The organism is Sphingomonas azotifigens NBRC 15497 (genome assembly GCF_002091475.1).
Classification (GTDB): domain Bacteria; phylum Pseudomonadota; class Alphaproteobacteria; order Sphingomonadales; family Sphingomonadaceae; genus Sphingomonas; species Sphingomonas azotifigens.
The window spans coordinates 21,496-44,390 of the sequence record NZ_BCTR01000032.1; the positions used below are offsets into that span (position 1 = coordinate 21,496).

Consider the following 22,895-nt stretch of genomic DNA (forward strand, 5'->3'; position numbering starts at 1 on the left):
AAGGAGGGGATGGCATGGTAGCGCGTTTGACCGACGGCCTGCGCGAGGAATCGCTCGCGGCACTGCCCGCCTGGACCTACGAACCGGGGCGTGACGCGATCACCCGCCGGTTCGTCTTCGCCGATTTCGCCGAGGCCTTCGCCTTCATGACCCGCGTCGCGATCCTCGCGGAAAAGGCCGATCATCATCCCGAATGGTCGAACGTGTGGAACCGGGTCGACATCCTGCTGACGACCCATGACGCCGGCGGGCTCTCGACGCGCGACCTGCAGCTGGCGGCAACCATCGACGGGCTGGTGAAGGGGTAGGACGCGCCCCTCCTGCCACCGGGAGGGGCGAAAGGGTTCACTCCTCCGCGTCGGGCCGGTCGTACAGGGTCCAGCGGTGCTCGCCGGTCACGACATCGGCATAGGGGCGCCCGGCGGCATCCTTGCTCGGCACATAGCGGAAGCGCCTGCGGATCAGCTTGCAGGTGGTCTCGTCGAGCTCGCGACTGCCGCTCGACCGCGTGACGGTGCAGTCCGACACGCGACCGTTGGTACCCACCACGAAGCGCAGCCCGACGGTGCCGCTTGCCCCCGCCTCCAGCGCGGCGCGGGGATAGTCGCCATCGGTGATCCGGCCGCCGACCCAGCGAAGCGGCACCCCGCCCCCGCCGCCCGGCCCGTTGCCGCGGCCGCCGCTGCCGGTGCCGTCACCCTGCCCGCCTGCGCCGGTGCCCGGCCCCGCCACCGGCGCGGCGCCGGAGGAGGGGTCGCTTGCGGCGGCAGGCTTGGGTGCCGCCACCACCGGCGGTGGCGGAAGCAGCACCGGCGGGGGCGGCGCGGCCACTTCGGTGGCCTGGGAGACTCGGTTGGGGGGCGCCGCGGCGCCTTCCTCCTTGGGCGCGGCGCGGCGCTTGGCCGGTTCGGGCACGGGCGGCGGGGGTGGTGGCGGCACGTCGAAGCTGAGCAGGGGCGCGTCGGGGTCCGCGCGCAGCACCGCCTGCGCACGCAAACCGGCGAAGAGCAGCGCCGCCAGCAGCGCCTCCACCGCCAGCGCGGCAACCGCGCCGCGCAGCCGGGAGCCGCCAGAAATCATCGGTCGCGCCCCGATCGTTGCGGGTTCATGCAACCGAAATGTGGCGTGGCACATTGATACGCATCGAACACAAACCGAAAGATGGGGTCCAACCATGCGTAAGACAATTGCCGCCTTCACCGCCTTCGCTCTGGTGATGCCGGTTGCCATGCCGATCACCACCGCCAGCGCCCAGACGCGCTACGAAGGCAAGTCCAGCCGCGGCTATCGCTATGTGAAGAAGTGCCGCAGGTCGAAGGGCGAGGCCGGCCTGATCGCGGGCGGCGTGGCGGGTGCGGTCGCGGGTCCGGCGATCATCGGCGGCGGCCTGCTCGGCGCCGCGGCCGGCGGTGTCGCCGGTGCGCTGGGCGGCCGCGCGATCGATCGCAGCCTGACCGCGAAGAACCGCTGCTACTACGTCAAGGTCCGCCGCTGAGAGCCCGTTTGGAAATGCGCCGCAGCGCATTTCCAAATAGACTCTTAGCCATGCTGGGGGGCGGGCCTTGGGTCCCGCCCCTTTCCAAATCGCCCTGCATCGGCCAGAAACCCGGCCATCTCGCGGTGCCGTGCGCCGCCCTTAGATGCAGGAAGTACGCGTATGTCCAGCTATGCCGATCGTCTGAACGCCCTCCGGGAACAGCTTTCCCGCGACGCGCTCGACGGCTTCGTCGTGCCGCTCACCGACGAGCACATGTCCGAATATGTTGGCGAATATGCCCAGCGGCTGGCGTGGCTCACGGGCTTCCAGGGCTCGGCCGGCACCGCGGTGGTGCTGCCGCAGGAAGCGGCAATCTTCACCGACGGGCGCTACACGCTCCAGGTCCGCCAGCAGGTCTCGGCCGACCAGTGGGCCTATGTCGGCGTGCCCGCGACCAGCGTCGCCGACTGGCTCGGCGAGCATGCCCCGGATGGCGGCCGCATCGGCTATGATCCCTGGCTGCACACCCGCGCCTGGGTGGAGGAAGCGCGCAAGGCGCTGGCCGAAAAGGGCGCGACCCTCGTCGCCGTGCCGCGCAACCCGATCGACGTGGTGTGGTCCGACCAGCCCAGCCCCTCTGACGCGCCGCTGGCGGTGCTCGACGAGGCGCTGGCGGGCAAGTCCTCCGCCGCCAAGCGCGCCGAGATCGCCGATTGGCTGCAGGCCCGCAAGGCCGATGCAGTGGTGATCGCCGCACTCGATTCGATCGCCTGGACCTTCAACGTCCGCGGCGGCGACGTCACCCACACGCCGGTCGCACTCGCCTATACGGTGATCCATGCCGACGGCACCGCCGACCTGTTCGTGGCGCCGGAGAAGGTGACCGATGCGGTGCGCCAGCATCTCGGCAACGCCGTGCGCATCCACGATCGCACCGCCTTCACCCCGGCGCTGGCCGGCTTCGCGGGCAGGCGCGTCGTCGCCGATCCGGGCAGCGCGGTGGCGGCGATCTTCGATGGCCTCGAAGCGGGCGGCGCCACCGTCGTCGCGCTGCGCGATCCGGTGATCCTCGCCAAGGCGATCAAGAACCCCGCCGAGGTCGCCGGCCACAAGGCGGCCCAGGCGCGCGACGGCGCCGCGCTGAGCCGCTTCCTCAAATGGTTCGAGGAAACCGCCCCCCAGGGTGGGCTCACCGAGCTGTCCGCCGCCGACAAGCTGCGCGAATTCCGCGAGGCGACCGGCCGGCTGAAGGACCTCTCCTTCGACACCATCTCCGCCACGGGCCCGAACGGCGCGATCCCGCACTACAAGGTGACCGACGAATCGAGCCTGCCGATCGAGCACGGCCAGCTGTTCCTGATCGATTCGGGCGGCCAGTATGGCGACGGCACCACCGACGTCACCCGCGTGATGCCGGTCGGCGCGGCCAGCGACGAGATGAAGGATCGCTTCACCCGCGTGCTCAAGGGCCATATCGCCATCGCCACCGCGATCTTCCCGGACGGCACGATGGGCGCGCAGATCGACGGCTTCGCGCGGCGACCGCTCTGGGAAGCGGGGCTCGATTTCGCCCATGGCACCGGCCACGGCGTCGGCGCCTATCTCGCGGTGCACGAGGGCCCGCAGCGCATTGCCCCGCCTTCTTATCCCGGCGGCCAGGCGCTGGAGCCGTTGCGCGCCGGCATGTTCCTCTCGAACGAGCCCGGCTATTACAAGGCCGGCGAATACGGCATCCGCATCGAGAACCTCGTCCATATCGTCGAACGCACCATCCCCGGCGGCGACAAGCCGATGCTGGCGTTCGAGACGCTCACCTTCGCGCCGATCGAGCGCAGCCTGATCGTGCCGGCGCTGCTCACGCCCGAGGAGCGGGCGTGGCTCGATGCCTATCATGCCGAGGTGCTGGCGATCGTCGGCCCGCAGCTCGAGGGCGCCGACCGGGCCTGGCTGGAGGCCAAGTGCGCGCCGATCGGGTGAGGTAGGAAAAGATCCTCCCCATTGCGGGGAGGATCGCGTCAATCCGCCGAGTCGGGGGGCGCCTGCTCCCCCTGCCCGCCGCCCTCGGCCTTCGCCCCGCGCGCCTGCGCCTTCCGCCGCCGCAGGTTTTCGCGCAGTTTTTCGGCCAGCCGGGCCTGCTTATCCACATCCTTCATGCGAAAAGCGATAAACCGGCGCGATGCGGGTTGACAATCACCGGCCCCCAAGCAAATAGGCGCCTCCCGCACGGCGCTGGTCGCCGCGGTTGGAAAACAGTGCTGCCGTAGCTCAGTGGTAGAGCGCATCCTTGGTAAGGCTGAGGTCGCGAGTTCAATCCTCGCCGGCAGCACCATTTTCCCTTCTCTTTCCGTCACATCGCCGGAAACCGCCGACAGGCGGCACGCAACGATCGCGTCGCTGAGACGTCTCTTGCTGACAACAGCAAGCGAGACACGTGCGATGGACCCCAGAACCGAACCCGTGGAAAAGCGCGCCCGCAAGGGGCTTGGCGCCGTCGCACTGATCATCCTGGCGATCATCGCAACGGTCTTTATCGGCTACAACCTCTACTACATCGTCACGCCGGGCTGAGCCGCTAGCCCAGCTTCGTCCGCGCGCGCCGCCGCCGCACCGGGCTGGCGATCGACAGGCTGGGCACCACCGGCGCCTCGACCCGATCGAACCAGCCGAGCGAGGCCGAGATCGCCGTCGCGGTCGCCTTCAGCATCTCCAGCGCCTCGCCGTGCGACACATGCGCGGCGTCGTCGATCGCGACGAGAAACGGGATGGTCAGCGCCGCGACGACATGGCCGTCGAAGCCATAGACCGGGCAGCTGATGTCGGAAACGCCCGCCATCCGCGCGCTGGGAAGGGTCTCATAGCCCTGGGCGCGGACGCGCTTGAGCCGCTCGGCCAGCTCCTTGGACACCCCGCGCGGAAAAAGAGCCTTGCGGCGCGCCTCCTCCATCGTCGCCAGCAGCACATGGCCCGAACAGCTGGTCAGCAGGTCGATCTCGGTACCCAGCCGCACGGCGAAGCCGGTGTTGCCCGGGCTCTCCTGCCGCGCGACGATCAGCCCGCGCGTGCCGTTCACCACCACCAGATGGCAGGATTGCACCGTCGCCGCCGCCAGGCTGTGCATCAGCGGCGTGGCGACATGGGTGAGTTCCTGCGCCGGCGTCGCCCGGTGGGCGATCTCGAGCAGGCGATAGGTCACCCGGTAGCGATCGCTCGCGCCGTCCTTGTGCAGCCACCCCCGCCGATCGAGCACCACGATGATTCGGAACAGCTCGCTGATCGATCGCCCCAGCCGCTGGGCGATTTCGCTGATCGTCAGCCCCTGCGGCTCGGCGCTCAGCAGTTCGATCACGTCGATCGCCTTCTCCAGCGCGGGCGCTGCATAGCTGGGCGATTTGTCGGCCACGGCAGGCGGAGCATTGTCTGTCATGGGGTAAAGCTATCCAATGCCGGGCGGCCTGTCATGCCACTTGCGCAGGGCGCCCGCTTGCGCATAAGAATGTGAAAGTAGTTTTGACATATAAAAACGCTGACGAGGAGATGGGCAGGCGATGCGTTTCGGCAACAAGACCGCGCTGGTAACCGCGGCGGCGCATGGCATCGGCCGCGCGACCGCGCTGCGGCTGCGCGACGAGGGCGCGAGGGTGTTCGCGCTCGACCGCGACGCCGCTGCGCTGGCGACGCTCGACGGCGTCGAGCCGGTGGCGCTCGACCTGCTCGATGCGGACGCGATTGCCGCGCTTCCCGACACCATCGGCCAGCTCGATGTGCTCGCCAACATCGCCGGCTTCGTCGCGGCGGGCTCGATCCTCGACGGCACCGACGCCGACTGGATGCTGTCCTTCGACCTCAACGTCCATGCGATGCACCGCATGATCCGCGCTTTCCTGCCCGGCATGCTGGCGAAGGGCGGCGGCGCGATCGTCAACATGTCGTCGATTGCGTCGAGTGTGAAGGGCATCCCCAACCGCCACGCCTATGGCGCCTCCAAGGCCGCGGTGATCGGCCTCACCAAGTCCGTCGCCGCCGATTTCGTCGCCAAGGGCATCCGCTGCAACGCGGTCTGCCCCGGCACGGTCGACACCCCCAGCCTCCGCCAGCGCGTCGCCGAACAGGCCGCGCAGCAGGGTATCGCGGTCGAGGAAGCGCACGCAGCCTTTGTCGCACGCCAGCCGATGGGCCGGCTCGGCCAGGAAGACGAGATCGCCGCGCTGATCTGCTACCTCGCCAGTGACGAGGCCAGCTTCACCACCGGCGCCGTGCATGTGATCGACGGCGGGTGGGTGAACTGATGACGCTCAACGCCCGCATCACCGGCCTGCGCACGGTCGACCTGCGCTTCCCGACCAGCGCCTCGCTCGACGGCTCCGACGCGATGAACCCGGACCCCGATTATTCGGCGGCCTATGTCATCCTGGAGACCGACGTACCCGGCCTCGAAGGCCATGGCCTCACCTTCACCATCGGTCGCGGCAACGATATCTGCGTCGCCGCGATCGAGGCGATGCGCCACCTCGTCATCGGCCTCGACCTCGCCTGGATCGCCGAGGAGCCCGCGCGCATGTGGCGGCACCTCACCGGCGACAGCCAGCTGCGCTGGATCGGTCCCGACAAGGGCGCGATGCACCTCGCCACCGGCGCGGTGGTCAACGCGATCTGGGACCTCTGGGCCAAGGCCGAGGGCAAGCCGGTGTGGAAGCTCGTCGCCGACATGACGCCCGAGCAACTCGTCCGCGCGATCGACTTCCGCTACCTCACCGATGCGATCACGCCCGAGAAGGCGCTTGCGCTGCTCACCGAGCGCGCGGCGGGCAAAGCCGAGCGCGTCGCCACGCTCGAAGCGAACGGCTATCCCTGCTACACCACGTCCGCCGGTTGGTTGGGCTATCCCGACGAGAAACTGCGCCGCCTCGCCCAGGAAGCGGTCGATGCCGGCTTCCACCATATCAAGCTCAAGGTCGGCCGCGACATGGAGGACGATATCCGCCGCGTCCGCATCGCCCGCGAGGTGCTGGGGCCCGATCGCAAGCTGATGATCGATGCCAACCAGGTCTGGGAGGTCGGCCAGGCGATCGAATGGGTCAACGCCCTCGCCTTCGCCAAGCCCTGGTTCATCGAGGAGCCGACCAGCCCCGACGACGTGCTGGGCCACAAGGCGATCCGCGACGGCATCGGCCAGGTGCAGGTCGCGACCGGCGAGATGTGCCAGAACCGCATCCTGTTCAAACAGTTCATGGCGGTGGGCGCGGTCGACGTGATCCAGCTCGACGCCTGCCGCATCGGCGGGGTGAACGAGGCGCTGGCGGTGCTGCTGCTCGCCGCGCGCTACGGCCTGCCGGTATGCCCGCATGCCGGTGGCGTGGGGCTGTGCGAATACGTCCAGCACTTGTCGATGATCGACTATCTGTGCTTTGCCGGCACCATGGACGGCAGGGTCATCGAATATGTGGATCATCTCCATGAACATTTCCTGGAGCCCTGCGTGATCCGCGACGCGGCCTATATGCCGCCGCAGCGCCCCGGCTATTCGATCGAGATGAAGCCCGAGACGCTCGTCCAGTATCGGTTCGGCGCATGAACCTGGAGCTCGCCGGCAAGGTCGTGATCGTCACCGGCGGCTCGTCGGGGATCGGCGCGGCGATCGTGGCGGGGCTGGCCCGCGAAGGCGCGGTCCCCGCCATTGTCTCGCGCGAGCCGCCCCGGCCCGAGCTGGTCGCGCAGCTGGGCACGGACTGGCTGTTCCACCCCTGCGAGCTGGCCGAGGACGATGCCGTGGTCGCTGCGGTCGACGCGGTGGCGGCGCGCTTCGGGCGGATCGACGGACTGGTCAACAATGCCGGGCTGAACGACAATCTCGGCTTCGAGGCGACCCCGGCGCAGTTCCGCGCCTCGCTCGACATCAACCTCGTCCATTATTTCGGCATGGCTCGCGCCGCGCTCCCCCATCTCAAGGCGGCACAGGGGGCGATCGTCAATATCGGCTCGAAGACCTCGATCACCGGCCAGGGCCATACCAGCGCCTATGCCGCCGCCAAGGGCGCGGTGCTGGCGCTGACCCGCGAATGGGCGGTGGCGCTGCGCGGCGACGGCATCCGGGTGAATGCGATCGTGCCCGCCGAGGTCGAGACCCCCGCCTATGCCGAATGGCTGAAGAGCTTCGACGACCCCGCCGCGCGGCGTCAGGAAATCGAGCGCCGCGTGCCCTTCGGCCACCGCTTCACCAGCCCGCAAGAAATCGCCGACACCGCGCTGTTCCTGCTTTCCGCGCGGGCCAGCCACACCACCGGCCAGTGGCTGTTCGTCGACGGCGGCTACACGCATCTGGACCGCGCCATCGAATGACCCCAACAGGGGCGTCGCACCAAGGAGAGGACACATGGCCAGCAAGGCCGGACGCTACACCCCCGCCATTATCCTGACGGTCTCGCTGTTCTTCCTGTGGGGAATGGCGAACAACCTCAACGACATCCTGATCGCGCATTTCCGCCGCGCGTTCACGCTGAGCGATTTCGAGACCAGCTTCGTCCAGCAGGCCTTCTATATGGGCTATTTCCTGCTCGCGACGCCGGCCGCGATGCTCGCGCGGCGGCGGGGCTACAAGGCGGCCATCGTGACGGGCCTCACACTGTACGCGATCGGCGCGCTGCTCTTCTATCCGGCGACGCATTTCGGCGAGTATCGCTGGTTTCTCGCCGCCCTCTTCGTGATCGCCTGCGGCCTCGCCTTTCTCGAGACCTCGGCCAGCCCGCTGATCGCCGAGCTGGGCAGCCCCGAGGGCGCCGCGCGACGGCTCAACTTCGCCCAGGCGGCCAACCCGCTGGGCACGATCTTCGGCGTGCTGGTGGGCAAATATTTCATCCTCTCCAGCTTCGCGCAGGACGAAAAGGCGCTGGCCGCGCTGTCCGCCGCCGAGCGGACCGCGACGCTGCGCGGCGAGCTTGCCTCGGTGCAGACGCCCTATCTGGTGATCGGGCTGGTCGTGCTCGCCTTCGCGATCGCCGCCGCGCTGATCGCCTTCCCGGACAACCGCAAGGACGGCGACGCCCCCGTGGTGCCGACAGGCAAGGCGCTCGGCACCGTGCTGCGCGACCGGACGTTGGTCTTCGCGGTGGTGGCGCAGTTCTTCTATGTCGGCGCGCAGGTGGGGCTGTGGAGCTACACGATCCGCTACGCCCAGGTGAACCTGCCCGGCCTCACCGAGCAGGGCGCGGCCGACTATCTGTTCGCCAGCCTGGTGCTGTTCGGCGTGGGCCGCTTCGTCGGCGCGGCAATGCTCGGCAAGGTTTCGGCGCCGCAGCTGCTGGTGGTGTTCGCCGGGCTCTCGGCGGCGCTGACCGTGGCGGCGGTGTTCATTGGCGGGACGACCGGGCTCTATGCGCTGGTCGCGGCGAGCTTCTTCATGTCGATCCAGTTCCCGACGATCTTCGCGATCGGCATCGGCGGGCTGGGCGCGCTGAAGCAGATCGGCGCCTCGCTGATCGTGATGGCGATCATCGGCGGCGCGGTGCTGACCGCGGCGATGGGGCACCTGTCCGACCTGGCGGGGATCAACCTCGCGCTGCTGGTGCCGGCGGTGGCGTTCCTGGTGGTGCTTGGGTTTGGGTTGCGCGCTACGGGGACGGCGGGGGACGTGGAGATGGTAACGGCGGGGCATTGATGCCCTCTTTCTAGCCCCTCCCCTTCAGGGGAGGGGTTGGGGTGGGGCAGGGTCTCACCGAGACCAACCTGCGTTCTGGAATCCCTCCACCCCCAACCCCTCCTCCAAGGAGGAGGGGCTTAAGAGGGACCGGCCCCGGCGTCGCCGCCCTTCCATTGGCACCTCGCATACAGGGGTAATGCGAAGCTATCGCACCTTCACGAACTCGTAGCTCGTGGCCTTGTCCAGATCGAAAAGGTGCAGCGACTTCGCCTCGTGCAGTGCCGGGCGAGCCATGCTGTCGTTGTTGAAGTGCACGAACACCGCGTTGCCTTCAAACCGAACGGCTCCACGTTGAACGCCGATGCCGGTCGGCACTTCCAGCTGATAGCCGTACTTGGCCTCCGAGACGATGTACCGGGTGGTTCTGCCCCGCGTCTCCAGGATGCCGTTTCGTAAAACCAAGGGCGCACAGCATGCGTTGACGTAGGTCCCGTCGGCCCAGGATTGCGACGGCGGAACGCTTCGAGGCATCGCCAGATAGATGATGCCAAATACCAGCAGCATGCCGGGAATCAGGACCGGCATGATTCCGGCACCGAAGGCGTAGAAGAGGGCGTTGTCTTCTGGCGTACTGCGAAAAGCCATGGTGCGACGCTAGCCGACCATATTGGGGAACACCATGGCCGGCACGTGCGCCCTTTCAAAGCCCCTCCCCTGAAGGGGAGGGGCTTAAGAAGAAGATCAGCCCACCAGCACCACATGCAAGAACCGCGGCCCATGGGCGCCGCGGACATAGGTGCCTTCGATGTCGGTCGTGCCGCTGACACCCGTGACCCAATAGTGCGCGCGCGGGACCGCGCCGCCCGGGGCGGCGTCCTCCAGCCAGCGGACCAGACCGGCGACCTCCAGCACGACGATGTGGCGCAGCGCCAGGAAGTTGGGCAGCATCGGCGCTTGCGGCGAGGTCTCGAACACCAGCGAGCCCGTTTCCGCCACCCCGGCGCGGGCGAACGCCAGTACCGTGCCGTCGTCGATCGGGCAGTCCGCCAGCCGGGTCAGCCCGGTCCAGTCGAGCCCCGCCACCCGCGCATCGGGCGGCAGCCACAGCGCCGGTGCCGCGCCCTCCGCGGCGAGATAGCCCGCCACCGCTCCCGGCAATTCCGCCAGAGACCCGATCCGCGCATGCGTCGCCGCCACGCTCGGCAGCGCGAGCTGCGCCAGGAACCGCGCGACCAAATCCTCCGGCCCCGTCGGCCGCTCGCGTTCCTCGCCCGCCAGCAGCGCCGCCGCCTCTGCAGCCAGATCCGCCGCCGCCCGCGCCGGCCCTAGCCGCGCCAGGATCGCGTCGCGCGCGCTCATCGTTCGCCCTTTCGATAGCGGTCCATGAAGCTCTCCGCCGCCGGGGCGGGAAAGTCGCGCCCGCCGGTCCAGCCGCCGGCCAGCGGCAGCTTCGCGATCCAGCCGCGGCCCGCCAGCCGCATCGCCCGGATCGCCCAGCGCACCCCAGCTCGGTACAGCCAGGGCCGCCGCGCCGCCCAGGCCCAGACGCCCAGCCCGGAGCGCAGCGTCACCGGCTCCAGCCCCTCGCGCCAGCTCTTCTCGCGCCAGCCGCGCAGCAGCGTCGGCAGGGGGATCGCGACCGGGCACACCTCCTGGCACTTGCCGTTCATCGTGCAGGCGTTCGGCAGGTCGCGGCTCGCCGCCAGCCCGTCGAGCGCGGGGGTCAGCACCGATCCCATCGGCCCCGGATAGGTGCCGCCATAGGCATGGCCGCCGATCTGGCGGAACACCACGCAGTGGTTCATGCACGCACCGCAGCGGATGCAGCGGAGCATCTCCGCCAGCCCCTCGTCGCGCATCGCGCTGCGGCCATTGTCGACCAGCACGATGTGCATCTCCTCGGGCCCGTCGCGGTCCCCTGCCCGCTTCGGCCCGGCATAGAAGGTGGTGTACTGGGTCAGCACCGCGCCGGTCGCCGATCGGGCGAGCAGCCGCAGCAGATGCACGGCATGGTCCATCGAGGGGACCAGCTTCTCGATCCCCGCGGTGACGATATGGACGCGCGGCGGCACCAGCGAGAGTTCGGCATTGCCCTCGTTGGTGACGGTGCAGATCTGCCCGCTATCGGCGATCAGGAAATTGGCGCCCGAGATGCCGACATCGGCGCCCAGCATCTCGCCCCGCAGCTGCCGCCGGGCGCTCGCCGCCATCGCGACGATGCTTTCCTCGACATGCGGCTCGCGGTGGCGGGCGCGGAAAAGTTCGGAGACCTGCTCGCGCGTCTTGTGCATCGCCGGCCAGATGATGTGCGAGGGCCGCTCGCCGGCGAGCTGGATGATGTGCTCGGCAAGGTCGGTCTCGACCCGGCCGATGCCTGCCGCCTCCAGCGCGTGCGGCAGCCCGATCTCCTCGCCGAGCATCGACTTGGAGCGGGCGACGCTCTTCGCCCCCGCCTTGCGGCAGAGGTCGACCACGATCGTGCAGGCATCGTCGGCGGTGGCGGCCCAATGGACTGTCGCCCCCGAAGCGGTCGCCGCCGCCTCGAACTGGACGAGGTAGCTGCCGAGATTGGCGATCACATGGTCCTTGATCGCCGCCGCCCGCGCGCGTGCCGCGGCGAAGCTGGGCCAGGCGCCGATCGCCACGCCGCGCTTGGCTTCGGCGGTGCCGGCGGTGCGCTCGACCGCGATCTTGAGCTGGCGGTCGGCCAGCGCGGCGTCGACCCGCGCGTCGAAGGCGCGGCTCATTGCGCTTCCCCGATCGCCGGTCCGTCGGCCATGCCGGCCAGCACCTCGATGGTGTGGAAGGCGCGCACGTCCGCCCCGCGCCGGTGGAGCTTGCCCGCCATGTTCATCAGGCAGCCGAGATCGCCCGCGAGCAGCAGCCCCGCGCCGCTCGCCTCCACCGCCGCGGCCTTCTCATCGGCGATCGCGTTGGAGATGGCCGGGTATTTCACGCAGAAGGTGCCGCCGAAGCCGCAGCAGGTCTCCTCCCCGGCGAGCGGCACCAAGTCCAGCCCGTCCACAGCGCCGAGCAGCCGCCGCGGTTGCGCCTTTATGCCCAGCTCGCGCAGGCCCGAGCAGCTGTCGTGATAGGTCGCCATCGCCGGCAGCGCCACGCCCTCCGGCCGCCAGCCGCGCGCATCGAGATAAGCCAGGATCTCCCAGGTCTTCGCCGCCACCGCTTCGGCCCGCGTGCTCCACGCAGGATCGTCGGCGAGCAGCTCGGGATAATGGCAGCGGATCGTGCCCGCGCAGCTGCCCGAAGGGACGACGATCGCGTCATACGCCTCCAGCATCGCGACGTTGCGGCGGGCGAAGTCGGTCGCGGTGGCGCGGTCGCCCGAGTTGAGCGCCGGCTGGCCGCAACAGGTCTGCGCCTCCGGCACCACCACCGCGCACCCGGCATCGGCGAGCGCGCGCAAGGCCGCGAAGCCCACGCGGGGCCGCATCGCATCGACCAGGCAGGTAACGAACAATGCAACGCGGGACGAAGGGGCCATGCTCATGCCGCCCCTTCGCATATCGGCGCCCCCGCTGCCACAAGCGGACGCCTCATCCCGCCGCCGCCTCGGCCTGCATCTCGCCGATTTCGACGCGGATCATCTTCAGGACCAGCGCCGCGGCCCCATCGGTATCTTCGGCCGGGCTGATGAAGCGGTGGTGCATCAGCCCCAGCGCCGCGGCCGTGATCACGTCGGCGAGCGCGCGCCGCCGGACCGCGAACGCCTCGTCCGGCACCAGCGCAGTCAGCGCCGCCAGCATTGTGCTGCGCACCTCTTCGCGGGTGTCTTGAAAGATGGCCGCGATCCGTTCGTTACGTGCCGTCTCGGCGACGATTTCGGCGAATAGCGGGTCCGATTCGTCGGGTTCGGGGCGGATGAAATCGGCCAGCCAGCGCCACACGAACTCGGGATCGCCACTCCGGATGCCGGCGCACAGCGACTCGGGCGCAAGGAAATCCATGCAGTCCGCCCGCACGATTTGCGCGACGATCGCCTCCTTGGAAGAAAAATCGCGATAAATTTGACCTACCGCAATGCCGGATTCCTTGGCGATCTGGGCCACGCCGGTAGCGTGAAAACCGTTCGCGATGAACAACCTGCGTGCCGCCGACACGATTTTTTCGCGTCGCAACAGAGCCTTATCGCGTGGTGGAACACCGCCTGCTTCCGTGGCTTCTGCCATCCGTGTTACCCTTGAAACCGTCTTGACCGATTAGCGCACTTCGCAGTAGCAGCGAATGTGAGCGATCGTTCACTCACATATAACACAACGGCAGGCTTCCGCATGACTTTTTTCCGTCACACCGCGCCGGCTCTCGCGCTTGTCCTCGCCGCCTGTGGCGGTCAGTCCCAGCAGCAGGGTGCCGGGGCACCTGGCGGCGCGGGCGGACAGCAGGCCGCTCCGCCCCCCGTCTCCTATGTCGTCGTCCAGCAGCAGGCGGTGCCGCTCAGCAGCGAACTGCCCGGCCGGCTGAGCCCCTATGAGAGCTCGGACGTGCGCCCGCAGGTCAACGGCCTGATCCTCGAACGGCTGTTCACCGAAGGCGACATGGTGCGCCAGGGCCAGCCGCTCTACCGGATCGACCCCGCCCCCTATCGCGCCGCCGTTGCCAGCGCCCGCGCCGCGCTGACCCGCGCCCAAGCCGCGATCGCGTCCAGCGAAGCGCTCGCCCGCCGCTATGGCGAGCTCGCCAAGATCAACGCGATCTCGAAGCAGGACTATGAGAATGCGGTGACCAGCGCCGCGCAGGCACGCGCCGATGTCGCCGCGCAGAAGGCCGCGCTCGCCACCGCCGAGATCGACCTTGCCCGTACCACGGTCCGCGCGCCGATCAGCGGCAAGATCGGCCGCTCGCTCTACACCACCGGCGCGCTGGTCTCCGCGTCGCAGGCCAATGCGCTGACCACGATCCAGCGGCTCGATCCGATCTATGTCGACATCCAGCAGTCGAGCGCCGACATCCTCAAGCTGCGCCAGTCGATCCTCGCCGGCCAGGTCGCCCGCGACGGCAACGCCAAGGTCGCGGTGACGCTCGAGGACGGCAATCCCTATGGCCCGCAGGGAACGCTGCGCTTCGCCGACGTGACCGTCGACCAGACGACCGGCAGCCAGGTGATCCGCGCGCTGTTCCCGAACCCCAACGGCCTGTTGCTGCCGGGCATGTTCGTGCGCGCGCACCTCGTCGAAGGCACCCAGCAGAATGCGATGCTGGTGCCGCAGCGCGCCGTCAGCCGCGACGAGCGCGGCATGCCCGTGGTGCTCGTCGTCGGCGCCCAGAACAAGATCGAGCCGCGCCCGATCCAGACCAGCCGCACCGCCGGCGACAGCTGGATCGTCACCAGCGGCCTCAAGCCGGGCGACAAGGTGATCGTCGAGGGCGCGATGATGCTGCGCCCGGGCATGCCGGTCACCCCGCAGCCCTGGAACCCCAATGCCAAGCCCGCGCAGGGCCAGGGCCAGCCGGGCGCCGCTCCGGCCCAAGGGAAGTAAAGCCCCATGTCGCGCTACTTCATCGATCGGCCCATCTTCGCGTGGGTCATCGCGATCATCATCATGCTGGCCGGCGTGCTGGCGATCCGGACGCTGCCGATCGCGCAGTTCCCGGCGATCGCGCCGCCCGCCGTCTCGATCACCGCGACCTATCCGGGCGCGGACGCCAAGACGCTGGAAAACACGACGACGCAGATCATCGAGCAGCAGATGAAGGGGATCGATCACCTTCGCTACTTCTCGTCCTCGTCCTCGTCGGCAGGCACGGTGACGATCACCCTCACCTTCGAGCAGGGCACCAATCCTGACATCGCCCAGGTGCAGGTGCAGAACAAGCTGCAGGCGGCCACCCCGCTCCTGCCGCAGGAAGTGCAGCAGCAGGGCATCCAGGTCGCCAAGGCGACCCAGAACTTCCTGGTGGTGATCGGCCTCTATTCGGAAGACGGGTCGCACAGCGGCACCGATCTTGCCGACTATATCGTCTCCAAGCTGCAGGATCCGCTGTCGCGTGTGAACGGCGTCGGCGATACCCAGGTGTTCGGCTCGCAATATGCGATGCGCGTCTGGGTCGATCCGGTGAAGCTCAACAAGTTCGCGCTCACCATGGACGACGTGACCGCCGCGATCCGCGCGCAGAACGCGCAGGTCTCGGCCGGGCAGCTCGGCGCGCGTCCTGCGCCGAAGGAGCAGATGCTCAACGCCACGGTATCGGTCCAATCGCGGCTCACCACCCCCGATCAGTTCGGCCAGATCCGCCTGAAGAGCGGCACCGACGGTTCGGTGGTGCGCCTGGCCGACGTCGCCCGCGTCGAGATCGGCGCGGAAAGCTATGGCTTCGATTCGAAGTGGAACGGCAAGCCCGGCGCCGGCATCGGCATCAAGCTCGCCCCCGGCGCCAATGCGCTGACCACGGTCGATGCGGTCAAGGCCCGCGTCAACGAGATCGCCAAGACCTTCCCGGCCGACATCAAGGTCATCTTCCCGTACGACACCACGCCGTTCGTCCGCCTGTCGGTCGAGCAGGTGGTGCACACGCTGATCGAAGCGGTGGTGCTCGTCTTCCTGGTGATGTTCCTGTTCCTGCAGAACTTCCGCGCCACGCTGATCCCGACGATCGCCGTGCCGGTGGTGCTGCTCGGCACCTTCGCGGTGCTGGCGATCGCCGGCTACTCGATCAACACCCTCACCCTGTTCGGCATGGTGCTGGCGATCGGCCTGCTCGTCGACGACGCGATCGTCGTCGTCGAAAACGTCGAACGCCTGATCACCACCGAGCATCTCAGCCCGGTCGACGCCGCGCGCAAGTCGATGGACGAGATCACCAGCGCGCTGGTCGGCATCGCCCTCGTCCTCTCGGCGGTGTTCCTGCCGATGGCGTTCTTCGGCGGCTCGACCGGCGTGATCTATCGCCAGTTCTCGATCACGATCGTCTCGGCGATGGTGCTGTCGGTGTTCGTGGCGCTGGTCCTCACCCCCGCGCTCTGCGCCACCATCCTCAAGCCGCACAACCCGGACAAGGCCGAAGGCAACGGCCCGCTCGCGCGCTTCTTCCGCTGGTTCAACCGCAACTTCGATCGCGGTCAGGCGAAATATGAGAAGGGCGTGCGCGGTACCGCGCGCAGCTGGAAGCGCTCGGGCCTCGTCTATCTGCTGATCCTCGGCGGCATGAGCCTGCTCTTCCTGCGCCTGCCCGGCGGCTTCCTGCCCGACGAGGACCAGGGCATCGTCATCGCGCTGGTGCAGGGCCCGGCGGGTGCCACCTCGGCACGGACGGACAAGGGTCTCGACCTGATCCGCGACCATTTCCTCAAGGAGGAAGCGGGCAATGTGAAGGGCGTGTTCACGATCAACGGCTTCAGCTTCGCCGGCGCCGGCCAGAATAGCGGCCTCGCCTTCATGCCGCTGAAGGACTGGTCCGAACGCCCCGGCGGCAAGAACGCCGCCGGCTCGATCGTCGGGCGCGCCATGGGCGCCTTCGCGCAATATCGCGACGGCCTGATCTTCGCGATCACGCCGCCGGCGGTGCAGGAACTCGGCAACGCGACCGGCTTCGACCTCCAGCTCGTCGATACCGGCGGCATCGGCCATGAACGCCTTCTCCAGATGCGTAACATGATGCTGGGCATGGCGATGCAGGACAAGCGCCTGGTCGGCGTACGCCCCAACGCGCTGGAAGACGCGCCGCAGCTCAAGGTCGATATCGACCAGGACAAGGCCAAGGCGCTCGGCCTCGACCTCTCCTCGGTCAACAGCACCATCGCCGCTGCCTGGGGCGGGACCTATGTCAACGACTTCATCGATCGCGGCCGCGTCAAGCGCGTCTATGTCCAGGCCGACGCGCCCTATCGCCTGACGCCGGAGGACATCGCCAACCTGTTCGTCCGCGGCCCCACCGGCACGATGACGCCGTTCACCGCCTTTTCGACGCTCAGCTGGGCGCAGGCGCCGGTACAGCTCACCCGCTATAACGGCCTGCCGGCGATGGAAATCCTCGGCTCGCCCGCCCCCGGCACCTCGACCGGCGACGCAATGGCGGCGATGGAGGCGATCCACGCCAAGCTGCCGCCGGGCACCCAGCTCGAATGGACGGGCCTCTCCTATGAGGAACGCCTGTCGGGCGGCCAGGCGCCGGCACTCTATGCGCTGTCGCTGCTGATCGTGTTCCTCTGCCTCGCCGCGCTCTATGAGAGCTGGTCGGTGCCGATCTCGGTGATCCTGGTGGTGCCGCTCGGCGTGATCGGTGCGCTGCTCGCGGCGTGGCTGACCGGGCTCAACAACGACATCTACCTGCAGGTCGGCCTGATCACCACGATCGGCGTGTCGGCGAAGAACGCGATCCTGATCGTCGAGTTCGCCGAGGAACGGATGCGCGAGGGCATGAGCGCCTTCGACTCGGCGGTGGAAGCCGCCAAGCTCCGCCTGCGGCCGATCCTGATGACCAGCCTCGCCTTCATCTTCGGCGTGCTGCCGCTGGCAATCTCCACCGGCGCGGGTGCCGGCGGCCAGAACGCGATCGGCCGTGCGGTGGTGGGCGGCATGCTCTCCGCGACGGTGCTGGCGATCTTCTTCGTGCCGATGTTCTTCGTGGTGGTGCGCAATCTGTTCGATCGCCGCCGCAACCGAAACCAGCGCCCGGATACCAACCATGACGGCGGCGCAGCAGCGCCGCAGGGAGCCTGACGGCCGTGACCAACCGCTTCCCCCTGTTCCTCGCGCTCGCCGCGAGCACCGCGCTCGGCGGCTGTAACCTCGCCCCCAAGTACAGCCGGCCCGCGCCGGCGGTACCGGCCGCGCTTCCCCAGGGCGACGTCTACCCGGCCGCCGCCACCGACGCGCCGGACATCAGCAAGATCGGCTGGCGCGACTTCTTCGTCGACGATCGCCTCCGCCGGGTGATCCAGCTGGGCCTGGACAACAACCAGGACCTGCGCCTCGCCGCCGCCAACGTGCTGCAGGCGCGGGCGCAGTACCGGGCACAGCGGGCGGACCTGTTCCCCGCGCTCGGCGTCAGCGGTACCGGCACCTTCACCAACACCGCGCAGTTCGCCGCCAGCGCCGGTGGCGCGCTCGGTGGCGGCGGCGTGCAGGACGTGCAGAACTTCAGCGTTGCGGCAGGCATCACCTCGTTCGAGATCGACCTGTTCGGCCGCGTGCGGAACCTCAGCCGCGCCGCGCAGGAGCAGTATTTCGCCAGCAGCGAGGCGCAGCGCGCCACCCGCGTTTCGCTGATCGGCGAGATCGCCAGCGCCTGGCTGACGCTGGCGTCGGACCGCGAGCAGCTCGTGATCGCCGAGCGGACGCTCAAGGCCTATGAAGAGTCGCTCGAACTGACCCGCGCGCAGTTCCGCATCGGCACCGCCTCCGAACTGGAATCGCGTCAGGCCGAGACGAGCTACGAATCGGCCCGCAACGACGTCGCCACCGCGCGCACGCGGATCGCGCAGGACGTCAACGCGCTGCAGCTGCTCACCGGCGCGCCGGTGCCGGCCGAGCTGCTGCCGGAGACGCTGGGCGACGGCAAGGCGACGATCGACGCGCTGCCGGGCAACCTGCCCTCCGAGGTGCTGCTGCGCCGTCCGGACGTGCTGCAGGCCGAGCATCAGCTGATCGCACAGAACGCCAATATCGGCGCGGCGCGCGCGGCCTTCTTCCCGCGCCTCTCGCTCACCGCCACCGGCGGCTCGATCGCCTCGGCGATCGGCAAGCTGTTCGGGTCGGGCACCGATACCTACACGGTGTCGCCCACCGCCTCGGTCAACATCTTCAACTTCGGCAAGAACCAAGCGAACGTCGACTATTATCGCGCCGCGCGCGAAGGCGCCGTCGCGACCTACCAGAAGACGATCCAGACCGCCTTCCGCGAGGTCTCCGACGCACTGGCCCAGCGTGGGACAATCGACGAGCAGGTCCGCGCGCAGACCGCCCGCGCGCAGGCCGCGGAAGTCGCCGCCCGCCTGTCCGACGCGCGCTACCGCGCCGGCGTAGATTCCTTCCTTACCGCGTTGGATTCGCAACGTAGTGCCTATGCGGCCGAGCAGCAGCTCGTCACCACCCGGCTCACCCGCGCGAGCAACCTCGTAACCCTGTATAGAACCTTAGGCGGCGGGCTCGAGTAGTCGCTTGCCACTTGCGAAAATCCGCATACTCTCTGGATCCAACAGAGAAGGAGAGGTGCGGTGACGCAACTTGAGTCGCATGCGGTCGAACTGCCCCCCGTGCAGACGGGGGACGAGAGCCTGATCATTCTCGAAAGCCTGCTCTGCGTGATGCGGGAGAAGAACCTGCTCAGCCGCCAGGATCTTGAGCTGCTGTGCCAGAAGGTCGATCGTCGCGCCGCCGGCATCAGCAAGAACCCCCTGCCCTGCTGTCCGGACAAGGCCGCGAACGCGCGCAACTATCTCCAGCGCCTTTCCGCCTATCTGGGCCAGCGCTACGGCGGCAAGCACCTGCGCCGGGTGGGCTGAGCGCGTAGGTGAAGCTTGCGCTAAGCCCCCAGCCGTCACCCCGGCGAAAGCCGGGGTCCATTGGGGTCACCCTCGCGGCGCTTGCCGCGCCCTAGTGGCGTCTGGACCCGGCTTCCGCCGGGATGACGGCGGTTGAGAAGTACGGCGCAACGATGCTGTTGCCCCACGCGCCCTCCGCTCGCCCCGGCCGCATCTCCAATAATCCGACAATTCGGCAAATCCTCCTTTGGCGCGGCCGCTGCACGCGCTACTGCGCAATCGTCTGCCTTTGTTGCATGAGGACGCTTGCATGAAGTTGCTTCGCTACGGCCCGCGCGGTGCCGAAAAGCCCGGCCTGCTCGACGCCGACGGTCGCATCCGCGATCTGACCGGCCTGGTGCCCGACCTGACCGTCGACGTGATCGAACGGATCCGCGCGGTCGACCCCGCCACGCTGCCGCTGGTCGAGGGCGATGTTCGCCTCGGCGTACCGGTCGCCAATATCGGCAAGTTCCTCGCGATCGGCCTCAACTATGCCGATCACGCCCGCGAAGCCGGCCTCGAGCCGCCGCCCGAGCCGATCTTCTTCACCAAGGCGATCTCGTGCCTTACCGGGCCCAACGATCCGGTGATGATCCCCAAGGGATCGCAAAAGACCGACTGGGAAGTCGAGCTGGGCGTGATCATCGGCAAGACCTGCCGCTATGTCGACCAGGCCGATGCGCTGGATCACGTGGCCGGCTATGTCCTCGCAAACGACGTTTCCGAGCGCGCCTTCCAGAAGGAGCTCGGCAGCCAGTGGGACAAGGGCAAGGGCTGCGACACCTTCGGCCCCGTCGGCCCGTGGCTGGTGACGCCGGACGAGATCGCCGATGCCCAAGCGCTCGACATGTATCTCGACCTCAACGGCAAGCGCATGCAGACCGGCAACACCGCGACGATGATTTTCCCCGTGGCGGAATGCATCGCGTACATGAGCCGCTTCATCACGCTGCATCCGGGCGACCTGCTGATCACCGGCACGCCCCCGGGTGTTGGCGAGGGCCAGAAGCCCGACAAGATCTTCCTCAAGCCCGGCGACGTGATGGAACTCGGCATCGCCGGCCTCGGCACGCAGCGCCAGGAGGTGATCGCCTTCGATCTGGCGAAGCTGGGGGGCTGAACGGCTTGCCAAGGCCCCCCTCCCACAAGCGGGAGGGGGGGGCAGGATCGCGCGGCGAGCACGCTCCCGGCGTCGAGGCTCCGCGAGTGCCTTGTTGCAGGCGGCCGCGACGCATGCGACACTGCCACAGCCCAGCGTCCCCCATTCGCGCAGGTATAGCCATGTCGTCGAACACCCTTGGCATCACGCCGTTCATGCATGTCCGGCACTGCAAGGAAGCGGTGGCGTTTCTTGTCGAACGATTGGGTTTCACCGCGATCATCGACGATGGCGGCTATGCGTATCTGGAGCGCGAAGGCGTCGCCATCCGGATTCTGGGTCATGAGAAGGATGACGCGCCGATCGAAGGCCATGGCGGATTTGCCTATTACATCGACGTGGCCGATGTTGACGTCGTCGTACAGCAATTGGGCCCGAAGCTCGCCGGGCTGCCACCGGAGCATGTGCGCGGGCCCGTTGATCAAGACTATGGACAGCGCGAACTGATCATCCGCGTACCGGATGGAAACCTATTGGTGTTCTGCCAAGCACGCAGCCGGATACCCGCATAACCTCTCGCTTCCCGTGCAAGCCTGGCTTCCGCTGACCGCGGCCCGAGGCGCTCGCACACGGGCTTGCCCCCCTTAAATCGCCTCCACCCCCAGCACCTCGATCGCCTCCGGCTTCCCGCCGAAATCCACCCGCTCGCCTTCCTCCGCGCCGAGCAGCGCATGCGCCAGCGGGGCCTGGAAGGCGAGCCGGTCGGCGGCGGGATCGGCCTCGTCATGGCCGACGATCTCGATCACCCGCTCGCGGCCGTTCAGCTTGATCCGCACGCGCGCGCCGATCCCGGCCACGCCGTCCTCGATCGGCGGCGCGACCTGCGCCGTGGCGGCGCGGGTGTTCCAGTAGCGAAGCTCGCGCTTCAGCCCTTCCCTGGCCTCGTCCTCACCCTCGGCCTCGATCGCCGCTTCCAGCGCGGCGACCTTGCCCGCGATCAGCGCCGGCCCCGCTGCCGTGACCAGGTTGGGCCCGGCCGGCAGCGGCAGCTCGAACTTCGGTTCCTTATGTTCCTCGTCGCTCTCGCGGCGAAACGCGACGCTCATCGTTGCGGCAGATCCTCAAGCGTGGACGATACCTTCCAAAGATCGATCGCGCCTTCGGTTGCATGGGTGTCGATTTCGGCCAGTTCCTCCGCGGTGAAGGCGAGGTTCTTCACGGCGTCCAACGAATCGTCGAGCTGCTGCACCGTCCGCGCGCCGACCAGCGCCGAGGTGACGCGGGGATCGCGCAGCACCCAGGCGATCGCCATCTGCGCCAGCGTCTGCCCGCGCTTCTCGGCGATCGCGTTGAGCGCGCGAATGCGGGCGATGTTCTCATCGGAAAGCAGCCGCGTGTCGAGCGAGGTGCCGCCCTTGGCCGCGCGGGCGTCCTCGGGCACGCCGTTCAGATACTTGCGCGTCAGCATCCCCTGCGCCAGCGGCGAGAAGGCGATGCAGCCGGTGCCGAGATCCTCGAGCGTGTCGAGCAGGCTCTCCTCGATCCAGCGGTTGAGCATCGAATAGCTCGGCTGGTGGATCAGCAGCGGCACCTTGTAGTCCGCGAGGATCGCCGCGGCCTGGCGGGTCAGCTCGGGCGAATAGCTGGAGATGCCGACATAGAGCGCCTTGCCCTCGCGATGGATCTGGGCGAGCGCCCCCATCGTCTCCTCCAGCGGCGTCTTGGGGTCGACGCGGTGCGAGTAGAAGATGTCGACATAGTCGAGCCCCATCCGCTTGAGGCTCTGGTCGCACGAGGCGATCAGGTACTTCTTGCTGCCGCCGACGTCCCCATAAGGCCCGGGCCACATGTCCCAGCCCGCCTTGGTCGAGATGATCAGCTCGTCGCGGTGGCTGGCGAAATCGGTCGCCAGCACGCGGCCAAAATTCTCTTCCGCAGAACCGTAAGGCGGGCCGTAATTGTTCGCGAGATCGAAGTGCGTCACGCCGCGATCGAACGCCCGGCGCAGCATCGCGCGGGCATTCTCGAACACGTCGGTCCCGCCGAAATTCTGCCAGAGCCCCAGGCTGATCGCCGGCAGGTCGAGCCCGCTCACGCCGCAGCGGCGATAGGGCATGCGACCATCATAACGGTCGGCATCGGCGTGCCAGGGCTGGGGATAGGCCATCATCTCTCTCCATCGGGAAGGCTGTACGGAACGCGCCTA

At 68.4% G+C, this 22,895-nt stretch carries 24 protein-coding genes and 1 tRNA gene; 15 read left to right on the forward strand and 10 right to left on the reverse strand.

The genetic code is table 11. From position 1 onward, the window contains the following. Positions 1-14: 14 nt before the first annotated feature. On the forward strand, positions 15-308 hold the full coding sequence (locus SAZ01S_RS12380; protein WP_084582581.1) for a 4a-hydroxytetrahydrobiopterin dehydratase: 294 nt from the start codon (positions 15-17) through the stop codon (positions 306-308). Between the two features lie 37 nt (positions 309-345). Here the strand turns inward: SAZ01S_RS12380 and SAZ01S_RS12385 are convergent, their stop codons facing one another. Continuing rightward, the gene (locus tag SAZ01S_RS12385) at positions 346-1,080 is read right to left on the reverse strand and encodes an energy transducer TonB (protein ID WP_084582582.1); all 735 of its coding nucleotides are present in this window, start codon (positions 1,078-1,080) and stop codon (positions 346-348) included. 94 nt (positions 1,081-1,174) lie between these two features. Between SAZ01S_RS12385 and SAZ01S_RS12390 the strand changes: the two genes are divergently transcribed. Together SAZ01S_RS12390 and SAZ01S_RS12395 are read left to right on the forward strand one after the other, a co-directional pair. After that, positions 1,175-1,495 carry a hypothetical protein gene (locus tag SAZ01S_RS12390; RefSeq protein WP_084582583.1) on the forward strand — a complete coding sequence of 107 codons (321 nt, stop codon included), beginning with the start codon at positions 1,175-1,177 and terminating at the stop codon, positions 1,493-1,495. 162 nt (positions 1,496-1,657) lie between these two features. Beyond that, complete coding sequence (locus SAZ01S_RS12395) at positions 1,658-3,454, forward strand: aminopeptidase P family protein (protein WP_084582584.1); 1,797 nt, start codon at positions 1,658-1,660, stop codon at positions 3,452-3,454. A 38-nt stretch (positions 3,455-3,492) separates the two neighbouring features. On the opposite strand, the gene SAZ01S_RS24045 is transcribed toward SAZ01S_RS12395, so the two are convergent. Then, positions 3,493-3,630 carry a hypothetical protein gene (locus SAZ01S_RS24045; protein WP_167693151.1) on the reverse strand — a complete coding sequence of 46 codons (138 nt, stop codon included), beginning with the start codon at positions 3,628-3,630 and terminating at the stop codon, positions 3,493-3,495. Positions 3,631-3,731: 101 nt separating this feature from the next. On the opposite strand from SAZ01S_RS24045, the gene SAZ01S_RS12400 reads away from it, so the two are divergent. Next, positions 3,732-3,806, forward strand: a tRNA-Thr gene (locus tag SAZ01S_RS12400). Between the two features lie 107 nt (positions 3,807-3,913). Then, positions 3,914-4,045, forward strand: coding sequence for a hypothetical protein (locus SAZ01S_RS24585; protein WP_281252159.1), 132 nt, complete (start codon positions 3,914-3,916; stop codon positions 4,043-4,045). A 4-nt stretch (positions 4,046-4,049) separates the two neighbouring features. Here SAZ01S_RS24585 and SAZ01S_RS12405 read toward each other — a convergent pair whose 3' ends face one another. Then, complete coding sequence (locus SAZ01S_RS12405) at positions 4,050-4,901, reverse strand: IclR family transcriptional regulator (RefSeq protein WP_084582585.1); 852 nt, start codon at positions 4,899-4,901, stop codon at positions 4,050-4,052. Between the two features lie 121 nt (positions 4,902-5,022). On the opposite strand from SAZ01S_RS12405, the gene SAZ01S_RS12410 reads away from it, so the two are divergent. Genes SAZ01S_RS12410 through fucP form a run of 4 tightly spaced genes read left to right on the forward strand, consistent with a single transcriptional unit; the run spans position 5,023 to position 9,128 of the window. After that, positions 5,023-5,763, forward strand: coding sequence for an SDR family oxidoreductase (locus SAZ01S_RS12410; protein ID WP_084582586.1), 741 nt, complete (start codon positions 5,023-5,025; stop codon positions 5,761-5,763). Further along, positions 5,763-7,049: an L-fuconate dehydratase gene (locus SAZ01S_RS12415; RefSeq protein WP_084582587.1), complete on the forward strand. Its 1,287-nt coding sequence runs from the start codon at positions 5,763-5,765 to the stop codon at positions 7,047-7,049. Before SAZ01S_RS12410 ends, SAZ01S_RS12415 begins: the two co-directional genes overlap by 1 nt. Further along, entirely contained in the window at positions 7,046-7,813 is a 768-nt protein-coding gene (locus SAZ01S_RS12420) for an SDR family oxidoreductase (RefSeq protein WP_084582588.1), read from the forward strand. The genes SAZ01S_RS12415 and SAZ01S_RS12420 overlap by 4 nt, the downstream gene beginning before the upstream one ends. 34 nt (positions 7,814-7,847) lie before the next feature. Then, positions 7,848-9,128, forward strand: coding sequence for an L-fucose:H+ symporter permease (fucP, locus tag SAZ01S_RS12425; RefSeq protein WP_084582589.1), 1,281 nt, complete (start codon positions 7,848-7,850; stop codon positions 9,126-9,128). A 186-nt stretch (positions 9,129-9,314) separates the two neighbouring features. On the opposite strand, the gene SAZ01S_RS12430 is transcribed toward fucP, so the two are convergent. The 5 genes from SAZ01S_RS12430 to SAZ01S_RS12450 form a co-directional block, all read right to left on the reverse strand. Continuing rightward, positions 9,315-9,755: a hypothetical protein gene (locus tag SAZ01S_RS12430; RefSeq protein ID WP_084582590.1), complete on the reverse strand. Its 441-nt coding sequence runs from the start codon at positions 9,753-9,755 to the stop codon at positions 9,315-9,317. A gap of 96 nt (positions 9,756-9,851) precedes the next feature. Further along, positions 9,852-10,469 carry a LutC/YkgG family protein gene (locus SAZ01S_RS12435; protein WP_084582591.1) on the reverse strand — a complete coding sequence of 206 codons (618 nt, stop codon included), beginning with the start codon at positions 10,467-10,469 and terminating at the stop codon, positions 9,852-9,854. Then, positions 10,466-11,857 (reverse strand): lactate utilization protein B, encoded by a 1,392-nt coding sequence (locus tag SAZ01S_RS12440; RefSeq protein WP_084582592.1) that lies wholly within the window; start codon positions 11,855-11,857, stop codon positions 10,466-10,468. The genes SAZ01S_RS12435 and SAZ01S_RS12440 overlap by 4 nt, the downstream gene beginning before the upstream one ends. Continuing rightward, positions 11,854-12,618 (reverse strand): (Fe-S)-binding protein, encoded by a 765-nt coding sequence (locus SAZ01S_RS12445; protein ID WP_084582593.1) that lies wholly within the window; start codon positions 12,616-12,618, stop codon positions 11,854-11,856. The genes SAZ01S_RS12440 and SAZ01S_RS12445 overlap by 4 nt, the downstream gene beginning before the upstream one ends. A gap of 46 nt (positions 12,619-12,664) precedes the next feature. Then, complete coding sequence (locus SAZ01S_RS12450; protein WP_245824808.1) at positions 12,665-13,297, reverse strand: TetR/AcrR family transcriptional regulator; 633 nt, start codon at positions 13,295-13,297, stop codon at positions 12,665-12,667. 102 nt (positions 13,298-13,399) lie between these two features. Here SAZ01S_RS12450 and SAZ01S_RS12455 point away from each other — a divergent pair, with 102 nt between their 5' ends. From SAZ01S_RS12455 to SAZ01S_RS12480, 6 genes are all read left to right on the forward strand, one after another. After that, entirely contained in the window at positions 13,400-14,605 is a 1,206-nt protein-coding gene (locus SAZ01S_RS12455) for an efflux RND transporter periplasmic adaptor subunit (protein WP_084582594.1), read from the forward strand. Positions 14,606-14,611: 6 nt separating this feature from the next. Further along, complete coding sequence (locus SAZ01S_RS12460) at positions 14,612-17,785, forward strand: efflux RND transporter permease subunit (protein WP_084582595.1); 3,174 nt, start codon at positions 14,612-14,614, stop codon at positions 17,783-17,785. Positions 17,786-17,790: 5 nt separating this feature from the next. Continuing rightward, a complete protein-coding gene (locus SAZ01S_RS12465; RefSeq protein ID WP_084582596.1) occupies positions 17,791-19,221 on the forward strand; it encodes an efflux transporter outer membrane subunit in 1,431 nt (476 codons plus the stop codon). 60 nt (positions 19,222-19,281) lie between these two features. Beyond that, positions 19,282-19,569, forward strand: a complete 288-nt coding sequence (locus SAZ01S_RS12470) for a hypothetical protein (RefSeq protein WP_245824810.1) — start codon at positions 19,282-19,284, stop codon at positions 19,567-19,569. Positions 19,570-19,858: 289 nt separating this feature from the next. After that, positions 19,859-20,710 carry a 2,4-didehydro-3-deoxy-L-rhamnonate hydrolase gene (locus tag SAZ01S_RS12475; protein WP_084582597.1) on the forward strand — a complete coding sequence of 284 codons (852 nt, stop codon included), beginning with the start codon at positions 19,859-19,861 and terminating at the stop codon, positions 20,708-20,710. Between the two features lie 161 nt (positions 20,711-20,871). Beyond that, positions 20,872-21,261, forward strand: a complete 390-nt coding sequence (locus SAZ01S_RS12480; RefSeq protein WP_084582598.1) for a VOC family protein — start codon at positions 20,872-20,874, stop codon at positions 21,259-21,261. Positions 21,262-21,333: 72 nt separating this feature from the next. Here SAZ01S_RS12480 and SAZ01S_RS12485 read toward each other — a convergent pair whose 3' ends face one another. Next, on the reverse strand, positions 21,334-21,795 hold the full coding sequence (locus tag SAZ01S_RS12485; protein WP_084582599.1) for a GreA/GreB family elongation factor: 462 nt from the start codon (positions 21,793-21,795) through the stop codon (positions 21,334-21,336). After that, positions 21,792-22,856, reverse strand: coding sequence for an L-glyceraldehyde 3-phosphate reductase (gene mgrA, locus SAZ01S_RS12490; RefSeq protein ID WP_084582622.1), 1,065 nt, complete (start codon positions 22,854-22,856; stop codon positions 21,792-21,794). Before mgrA ends, SAZ01S_RS12485 begins: the two co-directional genes overlap by 4 nt. Positions 22,857-22,895 lie beyond the last annotated feature (39 nt).

Bases quoted from the DNA above. Each gene is read 5' to 3' on its own strand.
- SAZ01S_RS12475 (WP_084582597.1), top strand. From the start codon at position 19,859: ATGAAGTTGCTTCGCTACGGCCCGCGCGGTGCCGAAAAGCCCGGCCTG.
- SAZ01S_RS12390 (WP_084582583.1), top strand. From the start codon at position 1,175: ATGCGTAAGACAATTGCCGCCTTCACCGCCTTCGCTCTGGTGATGCCG.
- SAZ01S_RS12420 (WP_084582588.1), top strand. From the start codon at position 7,046: ATGAACCTGGAGCTCGCCGGCAAGGTCGTGATCGTCACCGGCGGCTCG.
- SAZ01S_RS12380 (WP_084582581.1), top strand. From the start codon at position 15: ATGGTAGCGCGTTTGACCGACGGCCTGCGCGAGGAATCGCTCGCGGCA.
- SAZ01S_RS12385 (WP_084582582.1), bottom strand. From the start codon at position 1,080: ATGATTTCTGGCGGCTCCCGGCTGCGCGGCGCGGTTGCCGCGCTGGCG.
- SAZ01S_RS12415 (WP_084582587.1), top strand. From the start codon at position 5,763: ATGACGCTCAACGCCCGCATCACCGGCCTGCGCACGGTCGACCTGCGC.
- fucP (WP_084582589.1), top strand. From the start codon at position 7,848: ATGGCCAGCAAGGCCGGACGCTACACCCCCGCCATTATCCTGACGGTC.
- SAZ01S_RS12410 (WP_084582586.1), top strand. From the start codon at position 5,023: ATGCGTTTCGGCAACAAGACCGCGCTGGTAACCGCGGCGGCGCATGGC.
- SAZ01S_RS12405 (WP_084582585.1), bottom strand. From the start codon at position 4,901: ATGACAGACAATGCTCCGCCTGCCGTGGCCGACAAATCGCCCAGCTAT.
- SAZ01S_RS12430 (WP_084582590.1), bottom strand. From the start codon at position 9,755: ATGGCTTTTCGCAGTACGCCAGAAGACAACGCCCTCTTCTACGCCTTC.
- SAZ01S_RS24585 (WP_281252159.1), top strand. From the start codon at position 3,914: ATGGACCCCAGAACCGAACCCGTGGAAAAGCGCGCCCGCAAGGGGCTT.
- SAZ01S_RS12440 (WP_084582592.1), bottom strand. From the start codon at position 11,857: ATGAGCCGCGCCTTCGACGCGCGGGTCGACGCCGCGCTGGCCGACCGC.
- SAZ01S_RS12485 (WP_084582599.1), bottom strand. From the start codon at position 21,795: ATGAGCGTCGCGTTTCGCCGCGAGAGCGACGAGGAACATAAGGAACCG.
- SAZ01S_RS12460 (WP_084582595.1), top strand. From the start codon at position 14,612: ATGTCGCGCTACTTCATCGATCGGCCCATCTTCGCGTGGGTCATCGCG.
- SAZ01S_RS12445 (WP_084582593.1), bottom strand. From the start codon at position 12,618: ATGAGCATGGCCCCTTCGTCCCGCGTTGCATTGTTCGTTACCTGCCTG.
- SAZ01S_RS12480 (WP_084582598.1), top strand. From the start codon at position 20,872: ATGTCGTCGAACACCCTTGGCATCACGCCGTTCATGCATGTCCGGCAC.
- mgrA (WP_084582622.1), bottom strand. From the start codon at position 22,856: ATGGCCTATCCCCAGCCCTGGCACGCCGATGCCGACCGTTATGATGGT.
- SAZ01S_RS12395 (WP_084582584.1), top strand. From the start codon at position 1,658: ATGTCCAGCTATGCCGATCGTCTGAACGCCCTCCGGGAACAGCTTTCC.
- SAZ01S_RS12450 (WP_245824808.1), bottom strand. From the start codon at position 13,297: ATGGCAGAAGCCACGGAAGCAGGCGGTGTTCCACCACGCGATAAGGCT.
- SAZ01S_RS24045 (WP_167693151.1), bottom strand. From the start codon at position 3,630: ATGAAGGATGTGGATAAGCAGGCCCGGCTGGCCGAAAAACTGCGCGAA.
- SAZ01S_RS12455 (WP_084582594.1), top strand. From the start codon at position 13,400: ATGACTTTTTTCCGTCACACCGCGCCGGCTCTCGCGCTTGTCCTCGCC.
- SAZ01S_RS12435 (WP_084582591.1), bottom strand. From the start codon at position 10,469: ATGAGCGCGCGCGACGCGATCCTGGCGCGGCTAGGGCCGGCGCGGGCG.